The organism is Streptomyces sp. NPDC028314 (genome assembly GCF_055565795.1).
The window spans coordinates 109,174-132,160 of sequence record NZ_JBVHTP010000003.1 but is presented as its reverse complement, the minus strand read 5'-3'; the positions used below and the strand labels follow the sequence as shown (position 1 = coordinate 132,160).

28 protein-coding genes are annotated in these 22,987 nt (G+C 71.1%); 17 read left to right on the top strand and 11 right to left on the bottom strand.

Features of this window, described 5'->3' with window-relative positions; translation table 11 throughout:
* Nucleotides 1–28: 28 nt before the first annotated feature.
* Complete coding sequence (locus tag ACZ4TG_RS08295; protein ID WP_468160662.1) at nucleotides 29–583, bottom strand: potassium channel family protein; 555 nt, start codon at nucleotides 581–583, stop codon at nucleotides 29–31.
* A 425-nt stretch (nucleotides 584–1,008) separates the two neighbouring features.
* Here ACZ4TG_RS08295 and ACZ4TG_RS08290 point away from each other — a divergent pair, with 425 nt between their 5' ends.
* Nucleotides 1,009–2,406 (top strand): chloride channel protein, encoded by a 1,398-nt coding sequence (locus tag ACZ4TG_RS08290; protein ID WP_468160660.1) that lies wholly within the window; start codon nucleotides 1,009–1,011, stop codon nucleotides 2,404–2,406.
* A 35-nt stretch (nucleotides 2,407–2,441) separates the two neighbouring features.
* Nucleotides 2,442–3,137, top strand: coding sequence for a ZIP family metal transporter (locus ACZ4TG_RS08285; protein WP_468160658.1), 696 nt, complete (start codon nucleotides 2,442–2,444; stop codon nucleotides 3,135–3,137).
* A 41-nt stretch (nucleotides 3,138–3,178) separates the two neighbouring features.
* Here ACZ4TG_RS08285 and ACZ4TG_RS08280 read toward each other — a convergent pair whose 3' ends face one another.
* Nucleotides 3,179–3,454, bottom strand: coding sequence for a hypothetical protein (locus ACZ4TG_RS08280; protein WP_468160656.1), 276 nt, complete (start codon nucleotides 3,452–3,454; stop codon nucleotides 3,179–3,181).
* 612 nt (nucleotides 3,455–4,066) lie between these two features.
* Between ACZ4TG_RS08280 and ACZ4TG_RS08275 the strand changes: the two genes are divergently transcribed.
* Nucleotides 4,067–5,533, top strand: coding sequence for a N,N-dimethylformamidase beta subunit family domain-containing protein (locus ACZ4TG_RS08275; RefSeq protein WP_468160654.1), 1,467 nt, complete (start codon nucleotides 4,067–4,069; stop codon nucleotides 5,531–5,533).
* A 104-nt stretch (nucleotides 5,534–5,637) separates the two neighbouring features.
* Here ACZ4TG_RS08275 and ACZ4TG_RS08270 read toward each other — a convergent pair whose 3' ends face one another.
* Genes ACZ4TG_RS08270 through ACZ4TG_RS08260 form a run of 3 tightly spaced genes read right to left on the bottom strand, consistent with a single transcriptional unit; the run spans nucleotide 5,638 to nucleotide 7,265 of the window.
* A complete protein-coding gene (locus tag ACZ4TG_RS08270; protein WP_468160652.1) occupies nucleotides 5,638–5,907 on the bottom strand; it encodes a carboxylesterase family protein in 270 nt (89 codons plus the stop codon).
* Nucleotides 5,904–6,155, bottom strand: a complete 252-nt coding sequence (locus ACZ4TG_RS08265; protein WP_468160650.1) for a carboxylesterase family protein — start codon at nucleotides 6,153–6,155, stop codon at nucleotides 5,904–5,906. The genes ACZ4TG_RS08270 and ACZ4TG_RS08265 overlap by 4 nt, the downstream gene beginning before the upstream one ends.
* A 12-nt stretch (nucleotides 6,156–6,167) precedes the next feature.
* Nucleotides 6,168–7,265, bottom strand: a complete 1,098-nt coding sequence (locus ACZ4TG_RS08260) for a M20/M25/M40 family metallo-hydrolase (RefSeq protein ID WP_468160648.1) — start codon at nucleotides 7,263–7,265, stop codon at nucleotides 6,168–6,170.
* Here ACZ4TG_RS08260 and ACZ4TG_RS08255 point away from each other — a divergent pair.
* Nucleotides 7,264–7,656, top strand: coding sequence for a VOC family protein (locus ACZ4TG_RS08255; RefSeq protein ID WP_468160646.1), 393 nt, complete (start codon nucleotides 7,264–7,266; stop codon nucleotides 7,654–7,656). The genes ACZ4TG_RS08260 and ACZ4TG_RS08255 overlap by 2 nt on opposite strands.
* A 189-nt stretch (nucleotides 7,657–7,845) precedes the next feature.
* Here the strand turns inward: ACZ4TG_RS08255 and ACZ4TG_RS08250 are convergent, their stop codons facing one another.
* Together ACZ4TG_RS08250 and ACZ4TG_RS08245 are read right to left on the bottom strand one after the other, a co-directional pair.
* Nucleotides 7,846–9,129, bottom strand: coding sequence for a hypothetical protein (locus ACZ4TG_RS08250; RefSeq protein ID WP_468160644.1), 1,284 nt, complete (start codon nucleotides 9,127–9,129; stop codon nucleotides 7,846–7,848).
* 252 nt (nucleotides 9,130–9,381) lie between these two features.
* Complete coding sequence (locus tag ACZ4TG_RS08245) at nucleotides 9,382–9,642, bottom strand: PASTA domain-containing protein (protein ID WP_468160642.1); 261 nt, start codon at nucleotides 9,640–9,642, stop codon at nucleotides 9,382–9,384.
* Nucleotides 9,643–9,868: 226 nt separating this feature from the next.
* Here ACZ4TG_RS08245 and ACZ4TG_RS08240 point away from each other — a divergent pair, with 226 nt between their 5' ends.
* The 4 genes from ACZ4TG_RS08240 (at nucleotide 9,869) to ACZ4TG_RS08225 (ending at nucleotide 12,121) form a co-directional block, all read left to right on the top strand.
* Nucleotides 9,869–10,174, top strand: coding sequence for a DUF6247 family protein (locus ACZ4TG_RS08240; RefSeq protein ID WP_468160640.1), 306 nt, complete (start codon nucleotides 9,869–9,871; stop codon nucleotides 10,172–10,174).
* Entirely contained in the window at nucleotides 10,171–10,431 is a 261-nt protein-coding gene (locus tag ACZ4TG_RS08235; protein ID WP_468160638.1) for a hypothetical protein, read from the top strand. The genes ACZ4TG_RS08240 and ACZ4TG_RS08235 overlap by 4 nt, the downstream gene beginning before the upstream one ends.
* 241 nt (nucleotides 10,432–10,672) lie before the next feature.
* The gene (locus tag ACZ4TG_RS08230) at nucleotides 10,673–11,485 is read left to right on the top strand and encodes an SAM-dependent methyltransferase (RefSeq protein WP_468160636.1); all 813 of its coding nucleotides are present in this window, start codon (nucleotides 10,673–10,675) and stop codon (nucleotides 11,483–11,485) included.
* Nucleotides 11,486–11,671: 186 nt separating this feature from the next.
* The gene (locus ACZ4TG_RS08225) at nucleotides 11,672–12,121 is read left to right on the top strand and encodes a nuclear transport factor 2 family protein (protein ID WP_468160634.1); all 450 of its coding nucleotides are present in this window, start codon (nucleotides 11,672–11,674) and stop codon (nucleotides 12,119–12,121) included.
* 76 nt (nucleotides 12,122–12,197) lie between these two features.
* On the opposite strand, the gene ACZ4TG_RS08220 is transcribed toward ACZ4TG_RS08225, so the two are convergent.
* Nucleotides 12,198–12,614: an arsenate reductase ArsC gene (locus tag ACZ4TG_RS08220; protein ID WP_468160632.1), complete on the bottom strand. Its 417-nt coding sequence runs from the start codon at nucleotides 12,612–12,614 to the stop codon at nucleotides 12,198–12,200.
* A 93-nt stretch (nucleotides 12,615–12,707) separates the two neighbouring features.
* Here ACZ4TG_RS08220 and ACZ4TG_RS08215 point away from each other — a divergent pair, with 93 nt between their 5' ends.
* Both ACZ4TG_RS08215 and ACZ4TG_RS08210 read left to right on the top strand, forming a co-directional pair.
* Nucleotides 12,708–13,022 carry an ArsR/SmtB family transcription factor gene (locus tag ACZ4TG_RS08215; RefSeq protein ID WP_468160630.1) on the top strand — a complete coding sequence of 105 codons (315 nt, stop codon included), beginning with the start codon at nucleotides 12,708–12,710 and terminating at the stop codon, nucleotides 13,020–13,022.
* Between the two features lie 205 nt (nucleotides 13,023–13,227).
* Nucleotides 13,228–14,055, top strand: a complete 828-nt coding sequence (locus tag ACZ4TG_RS08210) for an aquaporin (protein ID WP_468160628.1) — start codon at nucleotides 13,228–13,230, stop codon at nucleotides 14,053–14,055.
* An 88-nt stretch (nucleotides 14,056–14,143) separates the two neighbouring features.
* Here the strand turns inward: ACZ4TG_RS08210 and ACZ4TG_RS08205 are convergent, their stop codons facing one another.
* Nucleotides 14,144–14,509, bottom strand: a complete 366-nt coding sequence (locus ACZ4TG_RS08205; protein WP_468160626.1) for an ArsR/SmtB family transcription factor — start codon at nucleotides 14,507–14,509, stop codon at nucleotides 14,144–14,146.
* A gap of 114 nt (nucleotides 14,510–14,623) precedes the next feature.
* On the opposite strand from ACZ4TG_RS08205, the gene ACZ4TG_RS08200 reads away from it, so the two are divergent.
* The gene (locus ACZ4TG_RS08200) at nucleotides 14,624–15,979 is read left to right on the top strand and encodes an FAD-dependent oxidoreductase (RefSeq protein ID WP_468160625.1); all 1,356 of its coding nucleotides are present in this window, start codon (nucleotides 14,624–14,626) and stop codon (nucleotides 15,977–15,979) included.
* 791 nt (nucleotides 15,980–16,770) lie between these two features.
* On the opposite strand, the gene ACZ4TG_RS08195 is transcribed toward ACZ4TG_RS08200, so the two are convergent.
* On the bottom strand, nucleotides 16,771–17,184 hold the full coding sequence (locus tag ACZ4TG_RS08195; RefSeq protein WP_468160624.1) for an STAS domain-containing protein: 414 nt from the start codon (nucleotides 17,182–17,184) through the stop codon (nucleotides 16,771–16,773).
* Nucleotides 17,185–17,688: 504 nt separating this feature from the next.
* Between ACZ4TG_RS08195 and ACZ4TG_RS08190 the strand changes: the two genes are divergently transcribed.
* The 4 genes from ACZ4TG_RS08190 to ACZ4TG_RS08175 all read left to right on the top strand — a co-directional run bounded on the left by ACZ4TG_RS08190 (nucleotide 17,689) and on the right by ACZ4TG_RS08175 (nucleotide 20,174).
* Nucleotides 17,689–18,114 carry a contact-dependent growth inhibition system immunity protein gene (locus ACZ4TG_RS08190; RefSeq protein WP_468160623.1) on the top strand — a complete coding sequence of 142 codons (426 nt, stop codon included), beginning with the start codon at nucleotides 17,689–17,691 and terminating at the stop codon, nucleotides 18,112–18,114.
* 643 nt (nucleotides 18,115–18,757) lie between these two features.
* Nucleotides 18,758–18,949, top strand: a complete 192-nt coding sequence (locus tag ACZ4TG_RS08185) for a hypothetical protein (RefSeq protein WP_468160622.1) — start codon at nucleotides 18,758–18,760, stop codon at nucleotides 18,947–18,949.
* 219 nt (nucleotides 18,950–19,168) lie between these two features.
* On the top strand, nucleotides 19,169–19,384 hold the full coding sequence (locus ACZ4TG_RS08180) for a tetratricopeptide repeat protein (protein WP_468160621.1): 216 nt from the start codon (nucleotides 19,169–19,171) through the stop codon (nucleotides 19,382–19,384).
* A gap of 4 nt (nucleotides 19,385–19,388) precedes the next feature.
* Entirely contained in the window at nucleotides 19,389–20,174 is a 786-nt protein-coding gene (locus tag ACZ4TG_RS08175) for a hypothetical protein (RefSeq protein WP_468160620.1), read from the top strand.
* Between the two features lie 223 nt (nucleotides 20,175–20,397).
* On the opposite strand, the gene ACZ4TG_RS08170 is transcribed toward ACZ4TG_RS08175, so the two are convergent.
* Nucleotides 20,398–21,135 carry an alpha/beta fold hydrolase gene (locus tag ACZ4TG_RS08170; RefSeq protein ID WP_468160619.1) on the bottom strand — a complete coding sequence of 246 codons (738 nt, stop codon included), beginning with the start codon at nucleotides 21,133–21,135 and terminating at the stop codon, nucleotides 20,398–20,400.
* Between the two features lie 246 nt (nucleotides 21,136–21,381).
* On the opposite strand from ACZ4TG_RS08170, the gene ACZ4TG_RS08165 reads away from it, so the two are divergent.
* Both ACZ4TG_RS08165 and ACZ4TG_RS08160 read left to right on the top strand, forming a co-directional pair.
* Nucleotides 21,382–22,005, top strand: coding sequence for an HD domain-containing protein (locus tag ACZ4TG_RS08165; RefSeq protein WP_468160618.1), 624 nt, complete (start codon nucleotides 21,382–21,384; stop codon nucleotides 22,003–22,005).
* Nucleotides 22,006–22,415: 410 nt separating this feature from the next.
* A partial coding sequence (locus tag ACZ4TG_RS08160; protein WP_468160617.1) for an RlpA-like double-psi beta-barrel domain-containing protein occupies nucleotides 22,416–22,987 on the top strand: 572 nt, incomplete at its 3' end.

Here is a 22,987-nt window from a genome sequence, read left to right as displayed (position 1 = left end):
CGAACCCCACATGGGCTCCAAGTCGGGGTCACCGGGCGTCGGGTGGGGCCTTGTCCCCGCCGGCCGCAGCCCGGTCCCGCTGTCGTCTGCCCTCCTGGACGGCGTGGACCAGGAGGCGGGCCGCCACGCCGACCAGCAGGAGGTTCACGGTCATCTGCCCCGTGGTGAGCAGACGGGCCGTTTCGCTGCGCGCGGTGATGTCGCCGAACCCGACCGTGCTGAACACCGTCATGGCGAAGTACAGGGCGTCGGTCCGCGACAGAGCTTCGCTGAAGCTGCCGGACACGCTGCGCTCCATCAGCCAGTACCCCGTTGCGAACAGCAGTACGACCAGGGGGGCGCTCACCGCCAGTGCCTCCATGGCACGCAGCCCGGGCCACGGGGACAGGGTGATCCTGCGGATCTGCCAGGCCAGAAGCAGCGCCACCCCTGCGAGGCCACCGACGAGTGTGAGGACGGGGCCGACAGTGAAGGCCGAACCCAGTGGCAGCAGGTAGTAGCCGGCGACAAGGATTCCCGCTGTCGTCAGCGCCCGCGCGGAGGCGATCACCGCCTGCCGGCGGCCACTACCCGTCCTGCTCAAGGTTGCGCCCCCGATCGCACGCGGTGCCCTGTCCGGCGGCCCTTGCACCGGCCTCGGTGCCAACCTCCCGGGCGAGCCGGGTGGCGCGCGGCAGGCGCACCACGGGGTCACCGGCATGGCGGCGCCTTGTGTGGTCCGTTGGAAGCATTCCCCGCCACCGGCCGGTGCACGGCGGTCAGCTGCCTGCTCGCGTTGATCCGTAGAGCGTTCGCGGCCTCGGAGTGGCTGAGCGGAGTGGGCCCGTCCCGGGCCACCGGGCCTTCCAGCGGCGAAGACCGCCGGCCAGGCGGATCATCGAGAAGGGGAGTCCGGTCGCCCGGGTGGCGGCATCCGGTCGGGCGGCGCAGGGGGCGCCGCGGTGGGCACCGCGCTCTCGTGGCTGCCCGAGGGACTTCGTGGCCGTGGGCCAGGAGGAAAGGAATTCCATGACGGAGCCGAGTCCTCAACCCGTTGACGCTCCTGGTCAGCAGCAGCAGCCGCAGGAGGCGGACCGGCTGCGTGACATCCTCCGCGCTCCCAGCTACCTCAAGATCCTCGCCTACTCGGCCCTCATCGGTATCCCGGTGTCGCTGGTCGCGTTCTGGTTCCTGGTCGGGCTGCACGAACTGGAACACGCGCTGTGGGCGGACATACCGCACGACCTGGGCTGGGACACGCCCCCATGGTGGTGGCCACTGCCCCTGCTGCTGGTCGCCGGAATCCTCGTCGGCCTGATCGCCACCCGGCTCACCGGTGGCGGCGGCCACATCCCCGCAGGCGGCCTGCACGCCGGCGCGACCTCCCCGGCAGCGCTGCCGGGCGTTGTGCTTGCCGCGGCGGCGAGCCTGCCCCTGGGCGCGGTCCTGGGTCCGGAGGCACCCCTGATCGCCCTGGGTGGCGGCCTGGCCCTGCTCTTCCGGGACCTCACACGGTCCCCCGTGACCCCGCAGGCCACCGCGCTGCTGGGCGCGGCCGGCGCGGCTGCCGCCATCGCGGCGATCTTCGGCAACCCGCTCATCGCCGCCGTACTGCTCATCGAGGTGGCAGGCGTAGGCGGCCCCCAGCTGTTCGCGGTCATGCTCCCGGCCCTGCTCTCCAGCGGGATCGGAGCCCTGGTCTTCACCGGCTTCGGGCGCTGGACGGGCCTGGAAACCGGCAGCCTCGGCCTCAAGCTGCCCACGCCCCTCCCGCGCCTGGACGCGCCGGACGTGCTCTGGACCGTACTCATCGCCCTCGCCCTCGCGCTGCTCCTGCACCCGGTCCTGGACGCCGGTCGGCGGGTCGCGGCGTACGTCGCGGCCCGGACACTGTCCCGCACCGTCCTGTGCGCGCTGGGCGCTGCCGCCTGCGCCGCCCTCTACGCCCTGATCACCGGCCACACTCCGGCGGACGTCGCCCGGTCCGGCCAGGCCACCCTCGGCGAACTGGCCGCAGACCCACATGCCTGGGGCGTCGGCGTCCTCGTCGCCATCCTGCTCTTCAAGAGCGCCGCCTACGCCCTCTGCCTGGGCAGCCTGCGCGGTGGCGCCATCTTCCCCGCCCTCTTCCTCGGAGCCGCAGCCGGAGCGCTCCTGGCCCCCCTGCCCGGCCTCGGCGTCGTGCCGGCCATGGCGGCAGGCATGGCGGCGGCCACAGCCGCCATCCTGCGGCTACCGGTCAGCAGCGTGGTCCTCGTGGTACTGCTGCTGGGCAGCTCCGCGATGATCCCCCTCGTCATCCTCGCCGTCGTGATCTCCTTCGTCACCACCGAACTGCTCCCCGTCGGCACGCCACAGCCACCCGCTCCCCGCACCGAGCCCCGGACCGCGGGCCACGACGGCCCCGAGGCCGCCGGGGCACCCTGACGACAGCTTCGCTCCACGAATGATCGAAGGTGGCCATGAACGCACTGATCGCCGCGCTGTGGGGAGCGGCAGGATCCGTCTCCCTGGTCATCGGCGCATGGGTAGCGATCCACCGCATGCCACCGAGGCGCCGGGTCGGGTTGGTGATGGGCTTCGGATCCGGCGCGCTGATCGCGGCGGTGGCCTACGAACTCGTTCCCCCCGGCAACGAGCCCAGCGTGTGGGCCTTCGTCGCGCTGGCCGCAGGAGCGCTGGTCTTCTTCTTCGTCGACCGCGCTGTTTCGGCGTCTTCTTCAGGGTCCGTGGACCGCTCGATCGTCGTGGGTGCGCTGCTCGACGGAATACCGGAATCGCTTGTCCTGGGCATGAGTGTCGCAGCCGGCGGGCACGTCAGCATCGCCTTCCTGGCCGCCGTCTTCCTCTCCAACATGCCCGAAAGCCTCGGCGCGACCTCGGGCATGCTCGCCTCGGGACGAACACCCCGTCAGGCCTACCGGACGTGGTGGTCCCTGGTCGCGGTGGCCGCGGCGAGTGCTGCGGCCGGGTACGGCATCCTGCAACTGGTGCCCGATGCGGACGGCCGCTACGCGGAGGCGTTCGCCGCCGGATCGGTCCTGGCGATGCTCGCCAACTCGATGATGCCCGAGGCGTACGAGCGCGGGGGGAAGGCGACCGGTCTGCTGACCGTCCTCGGCTTCGCCGTCGCCGGCGTCCTGTCCGCCCTCGAATAGCCGGCCCATGCGCACCCGAGGCTGCTCCAGGCGGGCGGCCGTCACACCGGGCCGACTGTCGTGCGCTTTCCGCCCGGGGCCCTCAGCAGCTTGACTCCGACGGTGCCGGAGCCGGCGAGGAGAGCGAGGGCCGAGATGACCAGGAGGACGTGGTACTGGAGCGTGGCCGCGACGCCCACCATGCCCCGGGCCATGAGGGCGGCGAGCCATCCGGGTGCGATGCCCGCTCGGTGGACTCCGATGGCGAGCACGACGAGGCCGATGGCCCCGTAGCCGACGAACCCCATCAGGGACAGGTCGGAGTGACTGCGGTCCATGCCTTCCGGGTGAGCTGCGTCACGGGCCAAGGTCCGGCTCCTCCATCTGCGCCGACACGCTGAATGTCTCGTAAAGCTACGGATGACGCGCCTGTCCTCCGTATCGCGACACGCAATCGCTCGACGCCGTCCAACCTGGTCGCGCCGGGGACGGCAGTGCGCTATAGTGATCTTGTTCTCGCGGCCGGGTTTCCCGGTGGTGGGACATGCGTTGGTGGTCCAAGGAAAGGCACCCCACTTCCCGTGGGGGGATGCAGGTGCAAGGCCTGCCCAGCGCTCGATCAAGGCCCCGGCCTCCTGAGGGAGACCGGGGCCTTCGCCGTGCCCGTCGCCGGCTTCGAGGCTCCTGCCACAGCGCCCGGCCGTGACACCCATCGGGTCGGCGCCCGGGCCGCTCTCTTTCGTGGCGTAGGGGGCAGCGGGGCTGTCATGGGCTAGAACAGGTTGCCATGAGGTTCGGATTCCTGGGGTGATGTGGTGGATCGCCGACTGATTCTCGGGTTCGCGGCTGCGGCGCTCGTGTCATGGCCTGCCGGTACGACGACGGCCGCGCGGGCCGCCGCCGGCCCTGAGGGCGCCGGGGGGCACGTCCGGACGGGAGGCGGGCTCGATGTGACGGCTGAGAACGCGCTGCCCGGCTCCCCTGACTGGCGGATCACCCGGGCCGGCCCGGCGCGTGGCGTCGAGGGTTTCGCCGACCGGGTCAGCGTCTACCCCGGTGAGCCGGTCGCGTTGCGGGTTTCGACGACGTCGGCCTTCTACACCGTCTCCGCCTTCCGGATGGGCTGGTACGGCGGCGCCCGAGCCCGTCTGGTCTGGAAGTCGGTTCCGCTGCCGGGTGTCCGCCAACCGCCGGCCAGGATCGATCCCGGTACGCGGATGGCGCACGCCGAGTGGGAGCCGACCGCGCGGGTGGACACCTCGGGGTGGCCGGAGGGCTGTTACCTGCTGCGGCTGGACACCCAGGACGGGAAGGCCCAGCGCTACCTCCCCCTGACCGTCCGGTCCGCCTCGGCCGTCGGCCGTACGGTCGTGGTCAACGCGGTGGCCACATGGCAGGCGTACAACCGGTGGGGCGGCGCCGACCTCTACCGGGGCTCGACGGGCAGGAGCGGGTCGCGGTCCCTCCAGGTCTCCTTCGACCGCCCCTACGCCAACCGGCAGGGCGCCGGCCAGTTCCTCCTGTTCGAAGCGCCCGTGATCGCACTCGCCGAACGCCTGGGACTTCCCCTCGCCTATACGACAGGCCTGGACGTGGCCCGCGATCCGCACATCCTGGACGGGGCGGCCGCCATGGTCTCGCCCGGCCACGACGAATACTGGAGCCCCGAGCAGCGCCACCACGTGACCGGGGCGCGCGATGCGGGGATGAACCTGGCCGTGCTCGGCGCCAACTGCTGCTACCGAAGGATCCGCTTCGCGCCCTCCCCGGCCGGGCCGGACCGCATCGTGGTCTGCTACAAGAACGCCTACGCCCAGGACCCCGGCTTCCAGCAGGGCTCCGCGCCCACGAACGACTTCCGGCGCGCCCCCGCCCCCGACCCGGAGAGCTCGCTGCTCGGCGTCATCTACGACGGCTATCCGGTCGACGCCCCCTATGTCGTCTCCCACCCGGACCACTGGCTCCTGGCGGGTACCGGGGCGCGGGCCGGCGACTCCTTCCCCCACCTGGTGGGCATCGAGTTCGACCGGGTGAACCTGTCCTACCCGACGCCGCGGCCGGTCGAGGTCCTCGCGCACTCGCCGGTGGTGTGCAAGGGCCGCCCCTCGTACGCGGACACGGCCTACCTGTCCCTGCCAGGAGGTGCCGCGGTCTTCGCGACCGGCACCATGCGCTGGGTCGAGGCCCTCGACGCGAGCGGGCCCGGTGGAGGCAAGGCCAACCACGGCCTGGACGCACGCGCCGGGCACTTCACGCGCACGGTCACCGCGAACGTCCTACGAGCGTTCTCCCGGAGGGCGGCCGGGCGGGCCAAGCCCGCCCAGGACAACCTCTCCACTCACTACGGGAACACGAACGCCGCGGCCACTACCCGCCCGCCCACACTCCCGGCCCGGGCCCCGAGCCCCGGGCCATAGCGGCCCGGCGGCCCGTACCGGCGCTTCCGCCCCGCTAAAGCCCGGACTCCTCGTGCCAGATCCGGCGGGATGCCGAGAGCGGGTCCTCGGCGACTGACGGCCGGTCATCCCAGACACGAGCCGTCGGCCGGCCGTTCGTGAGTGAGAGCGGCGGCCTGGTAGAGGAACCCCCGGTTGGCTGGCGCCCCCGGGACGTAGCCGAATCCCTCGAACCCGACACGGTAGTTGAACGTCACCATGACCACGCCGCCCCGGGCGAGTACCTCGCCGTCGTAGCCGGGGTCAGAGGAGTGGCCCGTCTTCCATCCCCCGCCGTAGATCCACACCATGACCGGCAGCCGGTCGCCGGCGCCCCCCGGAGTCCAGACGTTCATGCTGAGGCAGTCCAGGCCGTCCTGCGGCCGCCAGGCCGGGGCATTCCGGGAACCAGCGGCAACTGCGGTGGCGCGGCGCTGAAGGACGTGGCCGGCCGGACCCCGTCCCAGGCGGGGACCGGGGCCGGTGCCCGGAATCGTAGGGGGCCTTCCGGCGGCAGTGCGTAGGGGATGCCCTTGAAGACGGACAGCCCGTTCTCGGCCGTGCCCTCGATCGTGCCGTTCGAGGTCTCGATGACGACACCCATGGGTGGCTCCCTTCATGTCGAGAGTCTGAGGACCGCGTCCAGCAGGCATTTCCCGCCGAACATCAGGTCGGTGATCCGGGCGTGCTCATCAGGCGCGTGGATGAGCCGCATGATGTCCGCGTCACTCGCGGAGGGGAAGAATCCGACGACCTTCGTGCCGGGGAAGGCGCGGGCGTCCGTGGCGGCCGGATTGATGTACGGCAGCACCCGCGCGCCCGGTTCGTGCGCGGCGACCGTATCGTCGAGCACCCGCAGGATCTCGGGGTCGTCGTGGACGCCGGGGCTCACCCTGCCGTGCAGCAGTTCCACTTCGACCCGGTCCCCGACGGCATGCCGGACCGCCTCCACCCACCGCTCGGGCAGTTCGCCCGGCAGCAGACGGCCGTCGAGCACGACGCTCGCTTCGACGGGCACCACGTTCTGCCGCTGCCCCGCGGCGAGCAGGGTGGGGGTGGCGGTGTTGTGGAGCCCGGCCACGACGAACTCCCGCAGGACGGGATCGATCGGCAGGCTGTGCGCACGGGCCCAGGCCGGGTCCCGCAGCAACCGCTCGATCGCCTCCGCTCCCGCGCCCGGGTGCAGGTCCGCCAAGGTGCTGAGCATCCGCCGCGCGATCGGGTGCAGTTCCGTCTCCGGGGCGAACGCGCGCAATCGGAGCAGGGCTTCGGCGAGCGCGAACACCGCCGAATCCAGGCGGGGTACGGAGGCGTGGCCGCCCGGCCCGCGAGCGGTGACCCGCATCCGGGCGCTTCCCTTCTCGGCCACCTGGACGGTGTAGACGGGTCCGCCCGGGGTCAGGAAGCGCTGCCCGCCGCCTTCGTTGAACGCGAATTCGGCCTCGACGAGGCGGCGGTGGTTCTCCCAGAGCCAGTACGCCCCCAGTCGGCTGCCGGCCTCTTCGTCGGCGGTGACCACCAGCAACACGTCCCGGGTCAGCCGGATCCGGTGCGCGGCGAGCAGCTGCACCACCAGTAGGCTCGCGGCGATCTGGCCCTTCATGTCGAGTGCCCCGCGGCCCCAGACGCGGCCGTCGGCCACCTCGCCCGAGAAGGGCGGACGGCTCCACGTGCCGGGCCGGGCACCGACCACGTCGGCGTGGCCCAGCAGCATGAGCGGCGGTTCCTGCCCCGACCCGGGCAGCCGGGCGACGAGGTTGGCCCGTCCGGGCTCCGACTCCAGGGACGTCCTGGGCTTCTCGGTCCTGCACGATCAGATGGCTGGTGGTTACCGCTATCTGCACATCGGTCTGCCCGGCCAGGCACGGGTCGGCCTCTGGCTGATGCCCGCGACCACGGCCCGGGAGCATGAGCTGATCGGCCGTCAGTGCGGCGGCCAGCACCTGCTCGTCTTGTACACGGCCGATGTGCAGCGGACCGGCAGGCACCTGCGCGGTCATGGCGTGCGGGTGTGGGACGAGCGGGCGGAGGGTGAAAGCCGATCTCTGCACTTCGCGGACCTGTACGGGAACGTCATCGTCGCGGCGCAGCTGCCCACACGCTGACGGCCGCCGAAAGGCTCCCGCGTCGAAGGCGAAGTTCGACGCCTGCGCGAGGGCATCCCGTCGAACAAAAACCGTCGATGCCGCCGGGACGCCGTCCGGAGCCGCACCCGACACCGGAGCGATGCGTGCGGCTCACGGACCAGGTGGCGCGCCCCGTCGGGAGCGGCCTCCCGGCGGGGCTGCTCTGCGTCAGGAGCCGTCGGCGAAGACGGCGTACACGGCCCGCCGGCCCGCGTACTCGCTCAGGTTCCAGATCACGGACTCGCGGTAGGCCCAGTCGGCGGTGGTACCGCTGTGGAAACTCAGGTCCTCGCATCCGACGCCGAGACGGACGACGGTGGAGGGCGTGTCGGCGCCCGAGGTGACCGTCCGGAGGTAGCCGTTGGAGGGCGGGCCGTCGCTGCGCGACAGGTAGTGCTTGTTCTGGCGGGAGACCACGCCCTGGATCTTGCCCTGCTTCACCGTGACGGCTTCGGTCGCGGTGGTGGAGGCGAGCTTGCGCGTCGTGTAGTCGAGCGGCCACCGCACGATCTTGGGGGTGTCGACCTTGGTGCCGTTGCCGTTCCACCCGGGGCCCGAGTAGTCCACGACGGGGGCGTCGAGGCTGGTGGCGTACTCGGAGAGGGTGAGGCTGTCCGGGTTCGACGCGCGGTCGAGGCCGATCGCCGAGAAGCGCAGCAGGGTACCGGTGTTGTCGTAGGCGGCGATCTGCGGAACGACGAACCGGTAGTCGTACGCGTGGTAGCGGCCGTCCGTGTGCTTCCCGCAGACGTCAGGGAGGCCGGTGCTGACCTCGAACATCCGGTCCAGGTCGAAGACCCGCAGACCCTTGTACGTGTCGACGACGTACAGCCGGTTGCCGTACCACATGATCCCGCCCGCGTGCTTGCGGACGGGCTGGTAGGTGTGGGTACCGTCGCTCGCGCGGACGGGCTCGACGAGCAGGACGTGCCGGTACATCGGGGCGGAGGCCGAGCTGTAGTCGACGAAGCTGAGGCGGATGCCCTTGTCGATCGCGAACTCGTCCACCCCGTCCTCGTCGGGGTCGGTCTCGAAGTACCAGGACACCAGGACCACCCGCTTGCCGCCCGCGGGCCACAGGCCCGCGCCGAGCGCGTCGGCGCTGGTGGTGATTCCCTGCGGGATCCATTCGACCGCGTCCTGGTCACCGGAATTCCAGGTGAAACCGTGCGAGAAACCGCCGATGCCGGCCGGCGCCGAGGAGAGCTTGGCAGCGGGGCGGTTGGCGGTGGCCAGCACCTCGGAGACCCCCGCGGTGGGCAGGACCTGCGCCAGGCCCGCGATGTGGTCCGCGAACTGCCCCGAGGCGTTCGAGGTCCGCTCGGCCAGGGTGAACTGTCCGGGCGTGAGGGTGCTCGCCTGGGCCGTGGAGGGGGCGAAGGCGGCGCCGGCCGCGGTGATGATCGGCGCGGCGGCTATTCCCTTGATGATCGTCCTGCGTGACATGGTCATGCGGCGACAATCTAGATCTTCGCAACTCGTCGGTGCAAACCCCGACTCCCAGTCAGCTGCGGTACGCGGCACCTGAGTCGACCAAGGGCGGAACCGAGGGCGGAACGGGGGTCGCAGCCGGGGTCGCAGCCGGGGTCGCAGCCGCGACCGGGACCTCGAAGGGGACCGTCCCGAGGCCGCCGGGAAGGTCTTTCGCCGGGCGCCGACGACTGCGACCTCCCCGCCCGCCAGACGGGGCGGCGGACGGCGGGGTTACCGATCCCCGGCCTTGCCGCCGGGGACCTCCCTGAAATCGATCATCAGGGAGCCCCGGCGGCGCATCCTGGACCCGGGCGCGGGGTCCTGGGCGGTGACCACCCAGACGCCCGGCCAGGTCAGTGCCCCGACCGGCGGCCCGTCCGGATCGGCAGCGGCGATCACCAGGCCCGCCTCCCACGCGACCTTCCGTGCCTGGGTCACGATCAGTCCGACGATGTCGGGCACCGTCACCTCGTCGGCACTGCTGGGTCCCATCCAAACCATGTCACCCTCCCGTCGTACAGCATCTCCCTGACCCCGGGCAGTGAGAAGGCCTCGGCCCGACCCGGTGAGCCTTTCCGGTCACAGCGCCAACTCGCGGCGGTGCAGGCACCGGACCGGCGCCCGCTGCTGACCCGGTAGGAGCGATCTGTCCATGCCCGCTTCCACGGCCGGCCATCGCGCGTACCGTGGGGTGACGACCCGCCGGGAGGAACAGCCGATGAGCGCGCAGCCCCATCACGCACCCGTCACGCCGTACGCGCCCGCGCCCGGCGCTCCGGCCGAACTGCTCGCGCAGTTGCGCGCCGACCGCCGTGCCGACCGGTGGGTGCCGGCCTTCGAGCGGGAGTGGGCGACCGCGCTGGAGGAGTCGCGCCGTACGTTCTCCCTCACCACGCTGTACGAGGTCGTCCAGGCCTGGCAGGCCCGTGTCGCCTCCGCCCCGGCGGTCGACGCGTTCCTCGCCTCCGGCCGTGACGAGAGCGGGTTCATGGACCTGGAGCAGCTCCGGAGCAGGCGCCGGTGAGCGGTCAGCCGTACACGGTCCGGCTGTCCCCGCCCGCCGCGAAGGTCCTCGCCGCACTGCCGGAGCACGCGGAAGAGACGGTGTGGGATCTGCTGGACGCCGCGGCGGCCGCCCCGTGGGGGTTCGGCCAGTGGGACGCCGGTGACCCCGAAGGCGAAGACGTCCGTATCGCGTCCGCCGGGCAGCTGTCCGTCGTCTATTTCGCGAACCGGGCGTTGCTCCATGTGTCCGTCCTGGACATCGTCTGGCTCGGGTAGCCACCCGAGACGGCATGGCTGATACCGAAGCGCCGTCCGGAGAGCGCCTCGCGAACCGCAGGCGTGGAATGGCGTAGGGACTTCGACAGTGACTTGAGCGTGCCGGCCTTCGTTGATCCGGCAGGGCGAGGCCCCGAAGACCGCTCGCTCGTCACGCCCCGGGTACTGGGGTGTCCTCTGGTGGGCGGATCCGGACGGCGGGTTGACGGTCATGGGTCGTGAGAGTGTGGCGAGGGCGGAAGTGGCGGCACGCCGTTACTACGGGACGGGTGACGTCGATGCCTTCTATGCCGAGGTGTGGGGCGGTCAGGACATCCACACCGGTGTCTACGCCGACGAACACGAGTCGGTGGCGGTTGCATCCCGGCGGACAGTGGAGCTCGCGGCTACGAAGGTCGCCGGCCGTCTCGGCCCGGGGTGCACGGTACTGGATCTCGGCTCCGGGTACGGCGGGCCGGCCCGGTACCTGGCCGGGAGGTTCGGCTGCAAGGTGGTGGCGCTGAACATCAGCGAGTCGCAGAACGAGCGGCACCGCCAGACCAATGCGGAGCAGGGCCTGGACGGACTCATCGACGTCGTCACCGGGTCCTTCCAGGACATCCCGTACCCGGCGGGGTCGTTCGACATCGTCTGGTCACAGGAGGCGTTCTGCCACAGTGGCGACCGTACCCAGCTCCTCGCGGAGGCCGTGCGCGTCCTGAAGACGCCGGGAGAGACGGTCTTCACCGATCTGATGGCAGCCGACACGGCTCCCGCTGACGCGCTGCGGGCCGCCGTTGCCCGGCTTGAGGTGGACGGGTTCGCCACACCCGCCCTCTACCGCCGGACGATCGCCGGACTCGGCTTGACCCGGATCGACTTCGATGACCGCAGCGACCACATGTTCACCCACTACCTACGCCTCACGGAGGAGACGGGGCAGCGGGCGAGGGAGCTCAGCGGTGTGATCAGCCCCGCCTATCTGGAGGGCCTGCTCCAGAACCTTCCGCTGTGGGTGGACGCCTGCCGGAAGGGCCTCATGAGCTGGGGCATCTTCCACTGCCGCCGCCCCTGAGCGCCTGTCCGACGGCGACCGGCTGGACACCGCCGGCGCTACAGGATCCGCCCGCGGGTATCCCGGGCGATTCGTCCGCGAGGGTTACCCCCGGGGTAATCGACCGCTGTCCCTTCCAACGGCAGGATCGAGCACGTCGACGGGATCGCCCCGTCGGCGTCCGGCCGCAGCTGCGAGGAGAGCGTCATGTCCGTCAAGTCCACGGCGAGTTCAGCCACCACCGCGAGTTCCGTCGCCGAGGCCACCCGGGCCGTCGTGCAGGAGTTCCTCGCCGCCCGGCTGGCAGGGGACACTGGGCGGCTCGTCGCGCTCTTCGCCGACGAGGTCGACTGGCTGCTGGCCGAGAACCCCGCCGTCCCGTGGATCCACCCACGGTCCACCGCCTCCGAATGCGCCGCGCAGTTCACGGAGTTGATGGAGCACACCGTGCCCGAGGAGGCGCGCGCCTCCGTCGACACCTTCCTCGTCGACGGAACCGATGCCGTCCTGATGGGGCACCTGTCGGGGACCGTACGCGCGACGGGAAGGTCATTCGAGGGGCCGTTCGCGCTGCACCTCACCGTCGAGGAGGGCCGGATCACCCGGCACCACCTCTACGAGAACAGCCTGTCGATCGCCGAGGCCTGCGCCCCGTAAGGGCGCGGACGTAGCCCCGGACCGTGCGGTTCGATGACCCGCTGCCGCTCCTGGTGGATGACGTCGCGCATCTCCATCAAGCGGCGGGGGCCGGGGCGATTTCGGCGATCAGGTTCTCGACCAGGGTCTTGATCTCGTCGCGGATCGGCCGCACGGCTTCGACGCCCTGCCCGGCGGGGTCTTCGAGTTTCCAGTCGAGGTAGCGCTTGCCGGGGAAGACGGGGCAGGTGTCGCCGCAGCCCATCGTGACGCACACGTCGGAGGCCTTGACGGCGTCGACGGTGAGGATCTTGGGGGTGTTGGCGGACATGTCGATGCCGACCTCGCGCATCGCCTCGACCGCGGCGGGGTTCACCGACCCGGCGGGGGCGGAGCCGGCGGAGCGGACGTCGATGCGGTCTCCGGCGAGGTGGGCGAGCCAGGCGGCGGCCATCTGGGAGCGGCCCGCGTTGTGCACGCAGACGAACAGTACGGACGGCTTGGCGGCGGTCATGGAGGCCTCTTCTCGGGCGCGGCTGGAAGCGCGGGCGGCATGCGCATCAGTGCAGCCTGGTGTCAGCTGCCGCTGATGTGAAAGTATCAGCTCATGATGACGTCAGTCGACACTGATCTGATCCGGGTGCTGGCCGACCCGCTCAGGCTCCAGATCGTGACCCTCCTTGCCAGGGAGACGCTCTGCACCACCCACCTCGTGGAGGAGACGGGTGCCAGGCAGACGAACCTCTCCAACCACCTGAAGGTCTTGCGCGAGGCCGGGGTCGTGGAGACGGAGCCGTGCGGACGTTTCACCTATTACCGGCTGCGCCCGGAGGTCATCGAAGCCCTCGCCGGTCAGTTCGCCGGCCTCGCGCAGACCGCGCGCGCCACCGCCGACGCGAACCTCAAACGGTCCTGCCCCTAAGGGCTGTCCCGTAATCCCCGGCGGGCGCACGACGACAGCTACGGCACCTCGCCGCGTTGTCGGAGCGCCCGGATACGCCCAGTATGAGGACGCTCCTCCGCCTGGCGATGCACCGCATCTGACGCCGCGCGCTGATCCACCGGGGATTACGGGACAGCCCTTAGCCTTCCGTGCTCTGCCGCACCTGCCCGAGGAGAACCCTGCCTTGACCGCCACCGAGCCCGCCCCGCCCGGCGTCATAGCGCCCGCCCCGCCCTGCGTCAGCGAGCCCGTCGCGCCCGGCGTCGTAGCCCCCGGTACGGGGTCGCGGCTCGCGCCCGGCGCCACTGCGCCCCGCGCCCCGCTGATCGCCCGCGCCGCCGCCGAGCTGGTCGGCACCGCCGCGCTGGTGGCGGTAGTGGTCGGCTCCGGCATCCAGGCCACCGGGCTCACCGACGACGTCGCTTTGCAACTGCTGGCCAACTCCGCCGCCACCGTGTTCGGCCTCGGGGTCCTGATCGCCCTCCTCGGCCCGGTTTCCGGCGCCCACTTCAACCCGGCCGTCACCCTCGCCGAGTGGTGGACCGCCCGCCGTGGGGGAGCCGGCGTCACCGCCCGTGAGCTCGCCGTCTACGTGCCCTCCCAGATCGTGGGCGCCATCGCGGGCGCGACCCTCGCGGACGCCATGTTCGGCGAGCCCTTGGTCGCGTGGTCGCAGCACGACCGCTCGGCGGGCAACCTCCTGCTCGGCGAGGTGGTTGCGACCGCGGGCCTGATCCTGCTGATCTTCGGCCTGGCCCGTACCGACCGCCTGCGCTTCGCTCCGGTCGCCGTGGCCTCGTACATCGGCTCCGCGTACTGGTTCACCTCGTCCACCTCCTTCGCCAACCCCGCCGTCACCGTCGGCCGCGCCTTCACCGACACCTTCGCCGGCATCGCCCCGGCCTCGGTTCCCGGGTTCATCGCCATGCAGCTGGTCGGTGCGGTGGCGGGCCTGGCATTGGTGACGGTCATCTTCATGCGCGGCAAGACCGAGGATCAGCCCGCCACATGACGTGGCACACCCATGTGGGGGTGATCGACGGGGGAGATCGCCAGGACATGCTCCGCGCGTGCGGCAGTCAGCGGGCTGATGGTGAGGGTCACGCCGTGGCGGCGCGAGTGAGGAGCCGGCCCATGGTGGCCAGGACCGCGGGCTCGACCCGGTAGTACACCCAGGTTCCGCGCCGCTCGGAGGAGAGCAGGCCGGCCTCGCGGAGCTTCTTCAGGTGGTGGGAGACCGTGGGCTGGGAGACGCCCACGTCGGAGATGTCGCAGACGCACGCCTCGCCGCCCTCGTGGGAGGCGACGAGCGAGAACAGGCGCAGGCGTACCGGGTCGCCGAGGGCCTTGAACATGACGGCGGTCCGCTCGGCCTCTGCGGCCGTCAGCGGCCGTTCGGACAGGGGTGGGCAGCACGGGGCCACGGCCTCGTCCTCCAGCGGTGGCAACACTTTCGCGGCGGGCATGCCTCCATCATCCATCGGACTTCGATAAATGTCTATGTTGACGCACATCGATACAGGTGCGAGCCTGAAGTCGTCAGGACATCGACATCTGTCGAATCAACTGGGGAGCCCGTCGTGAACGCATCCACCGAAGCCCTGCCCGTCCTCGTGATCGGAGCGGGCCCGACCGGCCTGGCCGCGGCCGCGCACCTCACCGGGCGGGGCATCGAGCCGATGGTCCTGGAAGCCGGACCGGCCGCAGCCAGCGCTGTCCGGGAGTGGGCCCACGTCCGTCTCTTCTCCACCTGGTCCGAAATCGTCGACCCCGCCGCAGAAAAGCTCCTGGCCCCGGCCGGCTGGGCCCGACCGGACGGCGCGGCCTGCCCGTCGGGCGGGGACTGGGCCGACTTCTACCTCCAGCCCCTCGCCGACGTCCTCGGCGACAAGGTCCGCTACAACAGCGCCGTCACGGGCGTTTCCCGCGCCGGCCGTGATCGCATCGTGGACGCCGACCGCGACCAGCAGCCCTTCGTCGTCCACTACACCGACGAGACCGGCACCGAGCAGCGCCTCTTCGCCCGCGCCGTCATCGACGCCTCCGGTACGTGGTCCACCCCCAGCCCGGCCGGCGGAAGCGGGCTGCCCGCCCTCGGCGAACGAGCGGCCGCCGACCGGCTCTCCTACCGCATCCCCGACCTCAAGGACCCGGCCACCCGGGCCCGGTACGCGGGCAAGCGCACCGCCGTCATCGGCTCCGGCGCCTCCGCCTTCACCGCGCTGGCCTCCCTCGCCGACCTCGCCAAGACCAAGGACGGCGCAGGCACCCACGCCACCTGGATCCTGCGCCGGGGCATCTCCCGCTCCACGTTCGGCGGCGGCGAAGCCGACCAGCTCCCCGCCCGCGGAGCCCTCGGCCTCGCCGCGAAGGGCGCCGTCGACCACGGCTACGCCGACACTGCCACCGGCTTCCGCACCGACACCATCGAGCGCAGCGATGACGGCCGCCTGGTCCTGGTCGCCGAGGACGGGCGCCGCCTCGACCCCGTAGACGAAGTCATCGTCCTCACCGGCCTGCGCCCCGACCTCACCTTCCTCGGCGAACTCCGCCTCGCCCTCGACGAGCGCCTCCAGGCCCCGACCGCGCTCGCCCCGCTGATCGACCCCAACCAGCACTCCTGCGGCACCGTCTACCCCCACGGCGAGGGCGAGCTCTCCCACCCGGAGAAGGACGTCTACCTCGTCGGCATGAAGTCCTACGGCCGCGCCCCGACCTTCCTGGCCATGACCGGCTACGAGCAGGTCCGCTCCATCGCCGCCCACCTCGCAGGCGACCACGAAGCCGCCGGACGGGTCGAACTCACCCTCCCCGAGACGGGTGTCTGCGGCGGCGCGGGCCTCTTCGACCAGCCCACGGCCACCGAGGAAACCGGCGGCTGCTGCGCGGCGCCGACCACCCTCACCACCGGCGCCCCGGCCTCCTCGGGCGGCTGACTGCTGCTCGACATCACCGGCTGGACGGCGGACGAGATCCGGACCGGCGTCGCGCTCATGACGGAGCCCAGGACAGTTCGGCCCCGGCGGCGGGGCTCTGTCCCGGTGGGAGCGGTCAGGATGCAGAGCGAATGACCTGCGTCGGGGTCGCCGACGTAAGTCCAGAGCTTCAGTGTCTTGCCGTCGTGCAGGGCCTCGTAGCGGGAGCTCACGCCTTCGGCTTCGAAGGACACCGTGACGCTGGTCTGTCCTTCCTGCCCGGCCTCGGCATCCCACGTGCCCGACCCCGACCTGGGTTCGTTCTCCGGCCCGTACGCATCGATGTCGTAATCGCCGCAGACGTCATGGGCGGTAAACGTTCCGTCCGGCTTCAGCTCCAGCGTGCCGCCCGTGGCATCGGTCCACGTGGCCACTGTCCGGGATCGGGGCAGCTCGGTCGGCCTGCCCCCGGGCACTGGCGGGAAGGCCAGCCTGCCACAGGCGACGAGGGCGAACGCGAGGGGAACGAGGGCCAGGACGGCCCGGTAGGAACGCAACGCACGCCACCCAACACTTCCACAGGACACAAGCGCGACCGATCGGCCGATGCAAGCAGGATCGTAGGCCAGGGTGGGCCACCAGTGCCCAGATTATCTGGGGCGAGCAGTGACGCCGGCCACCTGGGGCAGCCGTGAATAGATCTTCCTGCTTGCGCCGATTACGGAGCCAGCCAGACGTGGTGGCCGCCTTGCCTCTTTCCCTGGCGGACGGCGGCCCGCCGGGTGGGGGCTCTCACACGTTGGCCGGGGTGATCAGCATCGGTCGGGGGCGAGTGCTGCGACGCGGGCGACGGCGAGGCGCCGGGGCGAACGCGGTTGCACGGAGACCGGGTGGAGAGCGGTTTCTGCTGGCCGGGCGGGGCGGTGGAGGAGGTGGCGGCTGGAGGTGAGGGTGAGCAGCCGTGTGGGCTGCCGTTGGAATCCGCTGATGTCCAGGAGTGCTGAGCGTTGTTGGAAGTCGCGGTGGAGGTCGAGTAGCAGGTGGAGCGCGCTGACGTCCATGAAGGGGACACCGGCGAGGTTCAGGTGCAGGGGGGCTCGGGTGGCTGTTGCGGTGGTGGTGGCTTGGCGCAGGGGCGGGCAGGTGTCCATGTCCAGCTCGCCGGTCACCGTGATGACGGTGCCCTTCAGGCCGTGGCTCATGGTGACGAGAATTGCGTCGTTCATGGTTCGTCCCCGTTCAGGGGTCGAGCCCATCACGGTCGCCCGCCGATGCGGGCAAGGTGGCCGTTGAGCACGCGGCATAGGGCCGCGAGCAGCCGAGCGAGACCGCCCGTGCCCGTCAACTGGCCACCGAACGGGGGCGCCAGGGCGGCACAGGGTCTCCCACCAGACCAGGCTGGTTGTCCCCACCACTCTCCCAGGCGCCCGGGCCGCAGTCCAGATGACGTGCTGCCGGGCACGCACCGGACGGACAGCCGAGGCTTCGAGCGAATGGGTGCGCCGATCGCTGCGCGCTGCCTGGCGCCACAGCAGCCGACCAGCCCCGACGCCGGCCGACGCTGACTGCCCTGCCGGCCCTCCCCGTGGCAGCCCTGCCCGTACATGCGACCGCGCACCAGTTCTCGTTCGGGGACGCATTGCATTGCGAAGATCGCCTTCCCATGGACATGGACATGGACTTAGTGACCTGAGTCAGAGATTTCCTACCTGTTCTGGCAACAATGAACCATGGACCATCTGCTGCACCTCGACCGCACGCTCGATGCGCTGGACCCACCTCGCTGGGCGCCTCCTGCCTCTGACGCGACCCACTTGGTCCGCAAGGTGCATGAGTTGCGGGGCGTTCCGCTGGACGAGCTAGGTCCGGCGGATCTGCGCACCCTCGTCTCTCAGCAGGTGGCGCTGCCGTACGTTCTTCCGCTCGCGGTGCGCTTGCTGCTTGATGAGCCGATGCTTGACGCCTACTTCTACGAGGGTGACCTGCTACTTGCCGCTGTGAACGTTCCGGCGTCGGCATGGACCCTGTTTCCGGACCTCGCAGTACGGTTGCGCACCGTGGTCATGAACCTGCCGGAGGTAGTGGCGGCCAGCCTGCCCCGCGGCGCCACCGAGGAGCTCGCCCGCTTTGTCACCCGGACTGAATCGCTTCGCTGACCAGATGAGGACTGCGGTGGCGGCAGCGGGCGGTGGCGGGCGGTGGCGCGTGGTCCGGGCCGCCGGAACGGACGCCTGGCTCATGGTGCGCGAGCGCGCCGCCGCCCTCCTGGGGCGTGGCAACGGCGATCGGGGCCAGGCCGAGCCGGAGCGGTGGGACCCGACCGCGCGAGCCCTGGAGCCCGAAGCCACCGTAGACCCGGAACGGGAGCGGTTGCGGCAGGAAGGGGAGTGGCGAGCGCGTTTCGAGATGCTGTTGGAGTCCTTGGGCACCCCGAACAGGAGCGAGCCGCTCAGGAGCTGCGCACGTTGGTCCCCTACGTAGCCGACGCGCCGACGACGTCGCCGTTGCGACGGGGAAGGCTGTCGCGAGTGGCGGTGGCAGCGCGGTGGCCGGGGAGAAGCGCACGGGCGACGACGGGCGGCCGGCAAGCGATCAACACCCGGCGACGCGGAGGCCACGGGCGAGGGCTCCAGTCCCGTCAGCGGCATAGTGCGCGACCAGGCCGGCTGGGCGGCATGGCGAAGTGGCGCTGGGCAGACGGCGAGACACGGGCGAGAGCACTCCTCGAGGGGCGCCCTTGGCGGATTGAGGCCCGCAGCACCCGTACACCCGGTGCGGCAGGTGTCAGGAAGCGGAAACGTGACCGCGACGAACGGCGGGATCGCCGTCACGGGCATCTACAACGACCACTCCACCGTGATGCTGCCACCGGAGACGGTGGCGCCCGCGGCCGGTATCAAGGCCCGCTCGGGCGTCGATGACCTGCCCTACCGTCCCGGCCACTTCGTGGGCCGCGTGCCGCCGAACTCGACTGCCTGGAAGCCGCCATGACGGAACGTCCGAGAGGAGTGCTGTTGCAGGTCGTGCACGGACTCGGCGGCATGGGCAAGAGCGCCCTGGCCGCTCACTGGGCGGCCACCCGGGCCACTGCCCTCGGCCTGACCCCGATCCGGTGGATCACGGCGGACAGCTCGGCCGACGTCGAGCAAGGCCTCGCCGTCCCCCGGATGGCACAGGGGAGCAGCACCCCGACAGCCTCTCACCACGCGCATGAACATCGCCTCTACCTACCGCGCAATGGGGATGCGCAAGGAGGCCCTCCGCCCGTACACACAGACCCTCAACGCCTGTATCAGGGCTCTCGGGATCAGCCATCCCCTCACCCTCGGCGTTCACGCCCACCTGCGCTCCGCCCGGCGTAGAAGGCCCCGACATCGGCAAACGCTGACCGCTACGGGACCGCCTCGGCGGCGGGTGCGATCCTGAGCGGATGAACGAGACATCCGCCGCTCTGGCGGCCGCCCGGTGGCCGCTGGCCGCGCCCGAGGAGACCGACTGGCTGCGGGAACTGTCCGCCGACGACGGGCTCACCGGGTTCATGCCACCGGCGCTGCCCGACGCGGCGTGGGTGCTCCACTCGATGTACGAACACGAACTCGGGCCGACCGACATGTCGTACCTCGCTTACGAACGTGCCGTGCTGAACGGCGGCGGACCCGAGATCATCCCGGGCCTCGACCCCACGGACGTGTTCACCGGCACGGCAGGCGAGCGCCCCGGACCCCGTTGGCGCCGACTGCGCTGGGCGGAACTCACGCAGCGGACCGATGACCCCCTGGTACCGGTGGGGCACCTGCCGTGCCCCACCTCCTTCCCTTCGATCAAGCCGGGCGGCTGGCCGGTCGGCATCAAGGCACCGTCCGAGGGCAGCCTGGACCGGCCCGACTGGAACCGGCTGGTCGACATCCTCACCGAGCACAGCCCGCAGGGCGCGGACACCCCCTGTCTGGCCTACTACAACCCGCTGCTGCAACGGGCCGAGGACTTCGACGACCTGCACGTCCGGGCCGGCACCCTCGCGGACGCCAAGGCGTTGTACGACCACCCCGAAGAGGACTGTTGGACCCCGTCCAACCTCTGGGCCCAGGACCGTTCCTGGGTCCTCTGCACCGACTACGACCTGTGGGCCACCAAGCTGGCGGGCCCCGCCCCGCTCGTCGAGGCCCTCCTGAACGACACGGAAATCGAGGCCGTACGACTGTCCTGGGCCCTCTGATCTCGCCCGCTGATTACTCAGACACTGCGACCTTCAGTCCGCATGCTTCAGGATTGCCCAGCCGCTCCACCCGGCCGAGTTTTAGACGTGCCGGTGAGGGATCGGATGCGCGCGCGGCGACAGCCGCGACCACCGGCTGGGGCGGTCGCCGCCGTCAGCTGCTCAAGTACCGGGCCAGCCCGGCCCGGTACTGCCCTCCTGCGCGGGCACAGCGGCTCTGTGGCTACGGGGTCCTGTCCGGGACGGGCGAGTCAGCGTCACGGATGGCGATCCGGCCCAGGAGAGTGGCGAGTTGTCCGGGCATGGAGAGGAACGGCGAGTGGCTGCTCGGCAGCCGGTGGACGGAATCGGCGCGCGTGGCGAGTTCGCGTTGCCGGGACGGTTCGAGCGCCTGGTCGCGATCGCAGACGATGTAGCTGGAAGGCACGGTGCGCCATCCTGCCGTGGTCACCCGCTCCGTGAAGGACCGGACGCTCTGCGGGCGCAGCCGGGCCACCGCCCGGTCCGCATCGGCCTCGGGCACGTCGTCGAAGAGTATCCGCCGGGCGTCCTCGTACGGCGGGGCATGGCCCGTGCTGTCGTCCGGCACGGGCGTTCCGAGAAACGTGAACATGCTCTCGCCCACGTCCAGTTGGAAACCGGCGAGGTACACCGCCCGTACCACGTTCGCGGCATCCCCGATGGCCTCCGTGGTAGGGACGCCGCCGTAGGAGTGGGCGATCACCACCACCGGGCCGTCGATGCGCCGGAGGCTGTCCCGGATGGCGTCCGCGTCGTCCAGCATGCCCACCGGGCGGGCGCCGTCGTGCCGACCGGCCGGGGGATTGGCGCTGGGCAGGTCGACGGCGTGGGACCGCCAACCGTCGGCGTCGAGCGCGGCGCGTACGGGGTCCCAGCACCAGGCGCCGTGCCAGGCTCCGTGGACCAGGAGGAACGTCGGCCGGTCGGTGTCAGCGTTCATGTGCGGTACCTCCGTTGTCCGAGCCGCGGATGGCGGGAGACTGCGGCGCGAAGCGGGCCGCCCCGGCGCCCGCCCCGCCCATGGGTAGCGGGCCGAGCGGCCGCGCCCAGGACTCCCGACGATACTGCGCGGTCCTGTACCAGCGGCGGCCGGCGGCTGGTTCACCTCAACCCGGGCCCAGGTTCACGAGTTATTCGGGGTGCCCGGTGATCGATATGGACCGCGACGGTCGGCATACTCGGCACCATGACTCTCCGATCGTCTCGCGAAGCGCTGACCGTACCCGCCGCCCCCGACACCGCCGCCTGTGCCGCCGCTCTCGAAGTGGCCACCGCCTACTGCACCCCGGCCCTGCTGAACCACTCGGTGCGGTCCTATGTGTGGGCCTCCGCGTACGCCGCGGACCGGGGCATCGAGCACGATGCCGAGCTGCTGTACGTGGCCGCGCTGCTCCACGACATAGGGCTGGTCCCGGAGTTCGACAGCCACACCGTCGCCTTCGACGAGGCCGGCGGGCACGTGGCCTGGGTGTTCGGCGCCGGGGCAGGGTGGCCGGTGGAGCGCCGGCAGCGGCTGTCCGAGGTCATCGTGCGGCACATGTGGGACTCGGTGGACGTGCGGGAGGATCCGGAGGGCCATCTGTTGGAGCGGTCCACCGGCGTGGACATCTCGGGGCGCAACGCGGACGACTTCACCGCCGAATTCCGGGCGGCGGTCCTGGCCCGGTACCCGCGAGAGGGCCTGGCGGACGAGTTCCTGGCCTGCTTCCGTGACCAGGCCGCCCGCAAGCCGGAGAGCTCCCCGGCGGCGGCCGTACGGGGCGGTCTCGCCGAACGCGTCCTGGCGAACCCGCACCCGCTGGACCGCTGAACGGACCTGGCGCCCTCCAGATCGGCGTCAGTGTCCACGCAGCCTCGCTGCGGCCTGGCTTACGTCCTGTAGGCGAAAGCCGAGCCCGATCGTCAGCTGGGGCTCGGCTTAAGGGCGGGTCAACTGAACCTTAAGGCCGCCTGTGGTCTGCTCGCGCGCGTCGACAAGACCGTCGGTGTGAGCGCCGCACACACGGCGACTCCCAAGGCGTTGGGGTTGTGACCTGCCTCTTTGCGCATGCTCTATGAGATTCGAGCTGCCGTGGCGCGCCGCGCAGCGCCCAAAACCTCCTCAAGATTGGATTTGTAAGGCGGTGACAAGACTGCACTCGCTCCTGATGGCGGCCCGTATGAAGGACAGGGGGACAGCGTCCATCGGATCGAGGAGTGTCAATGTCCCGGAAACGGACTATGAGTTTTAAGAAGAAGCTCGTGCTCACTGTCGCCACGGGATCCCTGGTGACCGGAGGGATCATCGCCACGGTGGCGACCGGCAATGCCGCCACCCCCGACGTCGTGTGTCCGGGGTCGACGGTGACGTTGTCGGGTGAGGCGGGTGCGCCGGCGGCGAGCAGTGGGACGTTCCCGGTGGGGACGAAGTTGAAGGTGACGAATCTGGACAATGGTCAGGCGACGACGGTGACGGTGAACGGTCCGTCGGGTAGTTGTGTCCTGCTGAACAACGCGGCCTTCGAGAAGGTGCGGGAGCCGGGCAAGAACCTGATCCGCCGGGCCCGCATCGAACGCGTGGGCGGCGGCGACGCGCCGGCGGGTGCGGCAGGTGCGGCAGGTGCGGCGGGTGCGTCCGGTGCGGCGGGTGGACAGGCTCCGCCGGCCGCCGGGGAGGTGGTGTGTCCGGGGTCGACGGTGACGTTGTCGGGTGAGGGGGGTGCGCCGGCGGCGAGCAGTGGGACGTTCCCGGTGGGGACGAAGTTGAAGGTGACGAATCTGGACAATGGTCAGGCGACGACGGTGACGGTGAA

Excerpts from the sequence above, each read along its gene's own strand:
- ACZ4TG_RS08240 (WP_468160640.1), top strand. The coding sequence starts at position 9,869 with ATGAGCGCGCAGCCCCATCACGCACCCGTCACGCCGTACGCGCCCGCG.
- ACZ4TG_RS08215 (WP_468160630.1), top strand. The coding sequence starts at position 12,708 with ATGATGACGTCAGTCGACACTGATCTGATCCGGGTGCTGGCCGACCCG.
- ACZ4TG_RS08165 (WP_468160618.1), top strand. The coding sequence starts at position 21,382 with ATGACTCTCCGATCGTCTCGCGAAGCGCTGACCGTACCCGCCGCCCCC.
- ACZ4TG_RS08170 (WP_468160619.1), bottom strand. The coding sequence starts at position 21,135 with ATGAACGCTGACACCGACCGGCCGACGTTCCTCCTGGTCCACGGAGCC.
- ACZ4TG_RS08265 (WP_468160650.1), bottom strand. The coding sequence starts at position 6,155 with ATGGGTGTCGTCATCGAGACCTCGAACGGCACGATCGAGGGCACGGCC.
- ACZ4TG_RS08285 (WP_468160658.1), top strand. The coding sequence starts at position 2,442 with ATGAACGCACTGATCGCCGCGCTGTGGGGAGCGGCAGGATCCGTCTCC.
- ACZ4TG_RS08205 (WP_468160626.1), bottom strand. The coding sequence starts at position 14,509 with ATGCCCGCCGCGAAAGTGTTGCCACCGCTGGAGGACGAGGCCGTGGCC.
- ACZ4TG_RS08255 (WP_468160646.1), top strand. The coding sequence starts at position 7,264 with ATGAGCGGCGGTTCCTGCCCCGACCCGGGCAGCCGGGCGACGAGGTTG.
- ACZ4TG_RS08175 (WP_468160620.1), top strand. The coding sequence starts at position 19,389 with ATGAACGAGACATCCGCCGCTCTGGCGGCCGCCCGGTGGCCGCTGGCC.
- ACZ4TG_RS08260 (WP_468160648.1), bottom strand. The coding sequence starts at position 7,265 with ATGCTGCTGGGCCACGCCGACGTGGTCGGTGCCCGGCCCGGCACGTGG.
- ACZ4TG_RS08195 (WP_468160624.1), bottom strand. The coding sequence starts at position 17,184 with ATGAACGACGCAATTCTCGTCACCATGAGCCACGGCCTGAAGGGCACC.
- ACZ4TG_RS08245 (WP_468160642.1), bottom strand. The coding sequence starts at position 9,642 with ATGGGACCCAGCAGTGCCGACGAGGTGACGGTGCCCGACATCGTCGGA.
- ACZ4TG_RS08180 (WP_468160621.1), top strand. The coding sequence starts at position 19,169 with ATGAACATCGCCTCTACCTACCGCGCAATGGGGATGCGCAAGGAGGCC.
- ACZ4TG_RS08225 (WP_468160634.1), top strand. The coding sequence starts at position 11,672 with ATGTCCGTCAAGTCCACGGCGAGTTCAGCCACCACCGCGAGTTCCGTC.
- ACZ4TG_RS08270 (WP_468160652.1), bottom strand. The coding sequence starts at position 5,907 with ATGAACGTCTGGACTCCGGGGGGCGCCGGCGACCGGCTGCCGGTCATG.
- ACZ4TG_RS08250 (WP_468160644.1), bottom strand. The coding sequence starts at position 9,129 with ATGACCATGTCACGCAGGACGATCATCAAGGGAATAGCCGCCGCGCCG.
- ACZ4TG_RS08290 (WP_468160660.1), top strand. The coding sequence starts at position 1,009 with ATGACGGAGCCGAGTCCTCAACCCGTTGACGCTCCTGGTCAGCAGCAG.
- ACZ4TG_RS08220 (WP_468160632.1), bottom strand. The coding sequence starts at position 12,614 with ATGACCGCCGCCAAGCCGTCCGTACTGTTCGTCTGCGTGCACAACGCG.
- ACZ4TG_RS08190 (WP_468160623.1), top strand. The coding sequence starts at position 17,689 with ATGGACCATCTGCTGCACCTCGACCGCACGCTCGATGCGCTGGACCCA.
- ACZ4TG_RS08280 (WP_468160656.1), bottom strand. The coding sequence starts at position 3,454 with ATGGACCGCAGTCACTCCGACCTGTCCCTGATGGGGTTCGTCGGCTAC.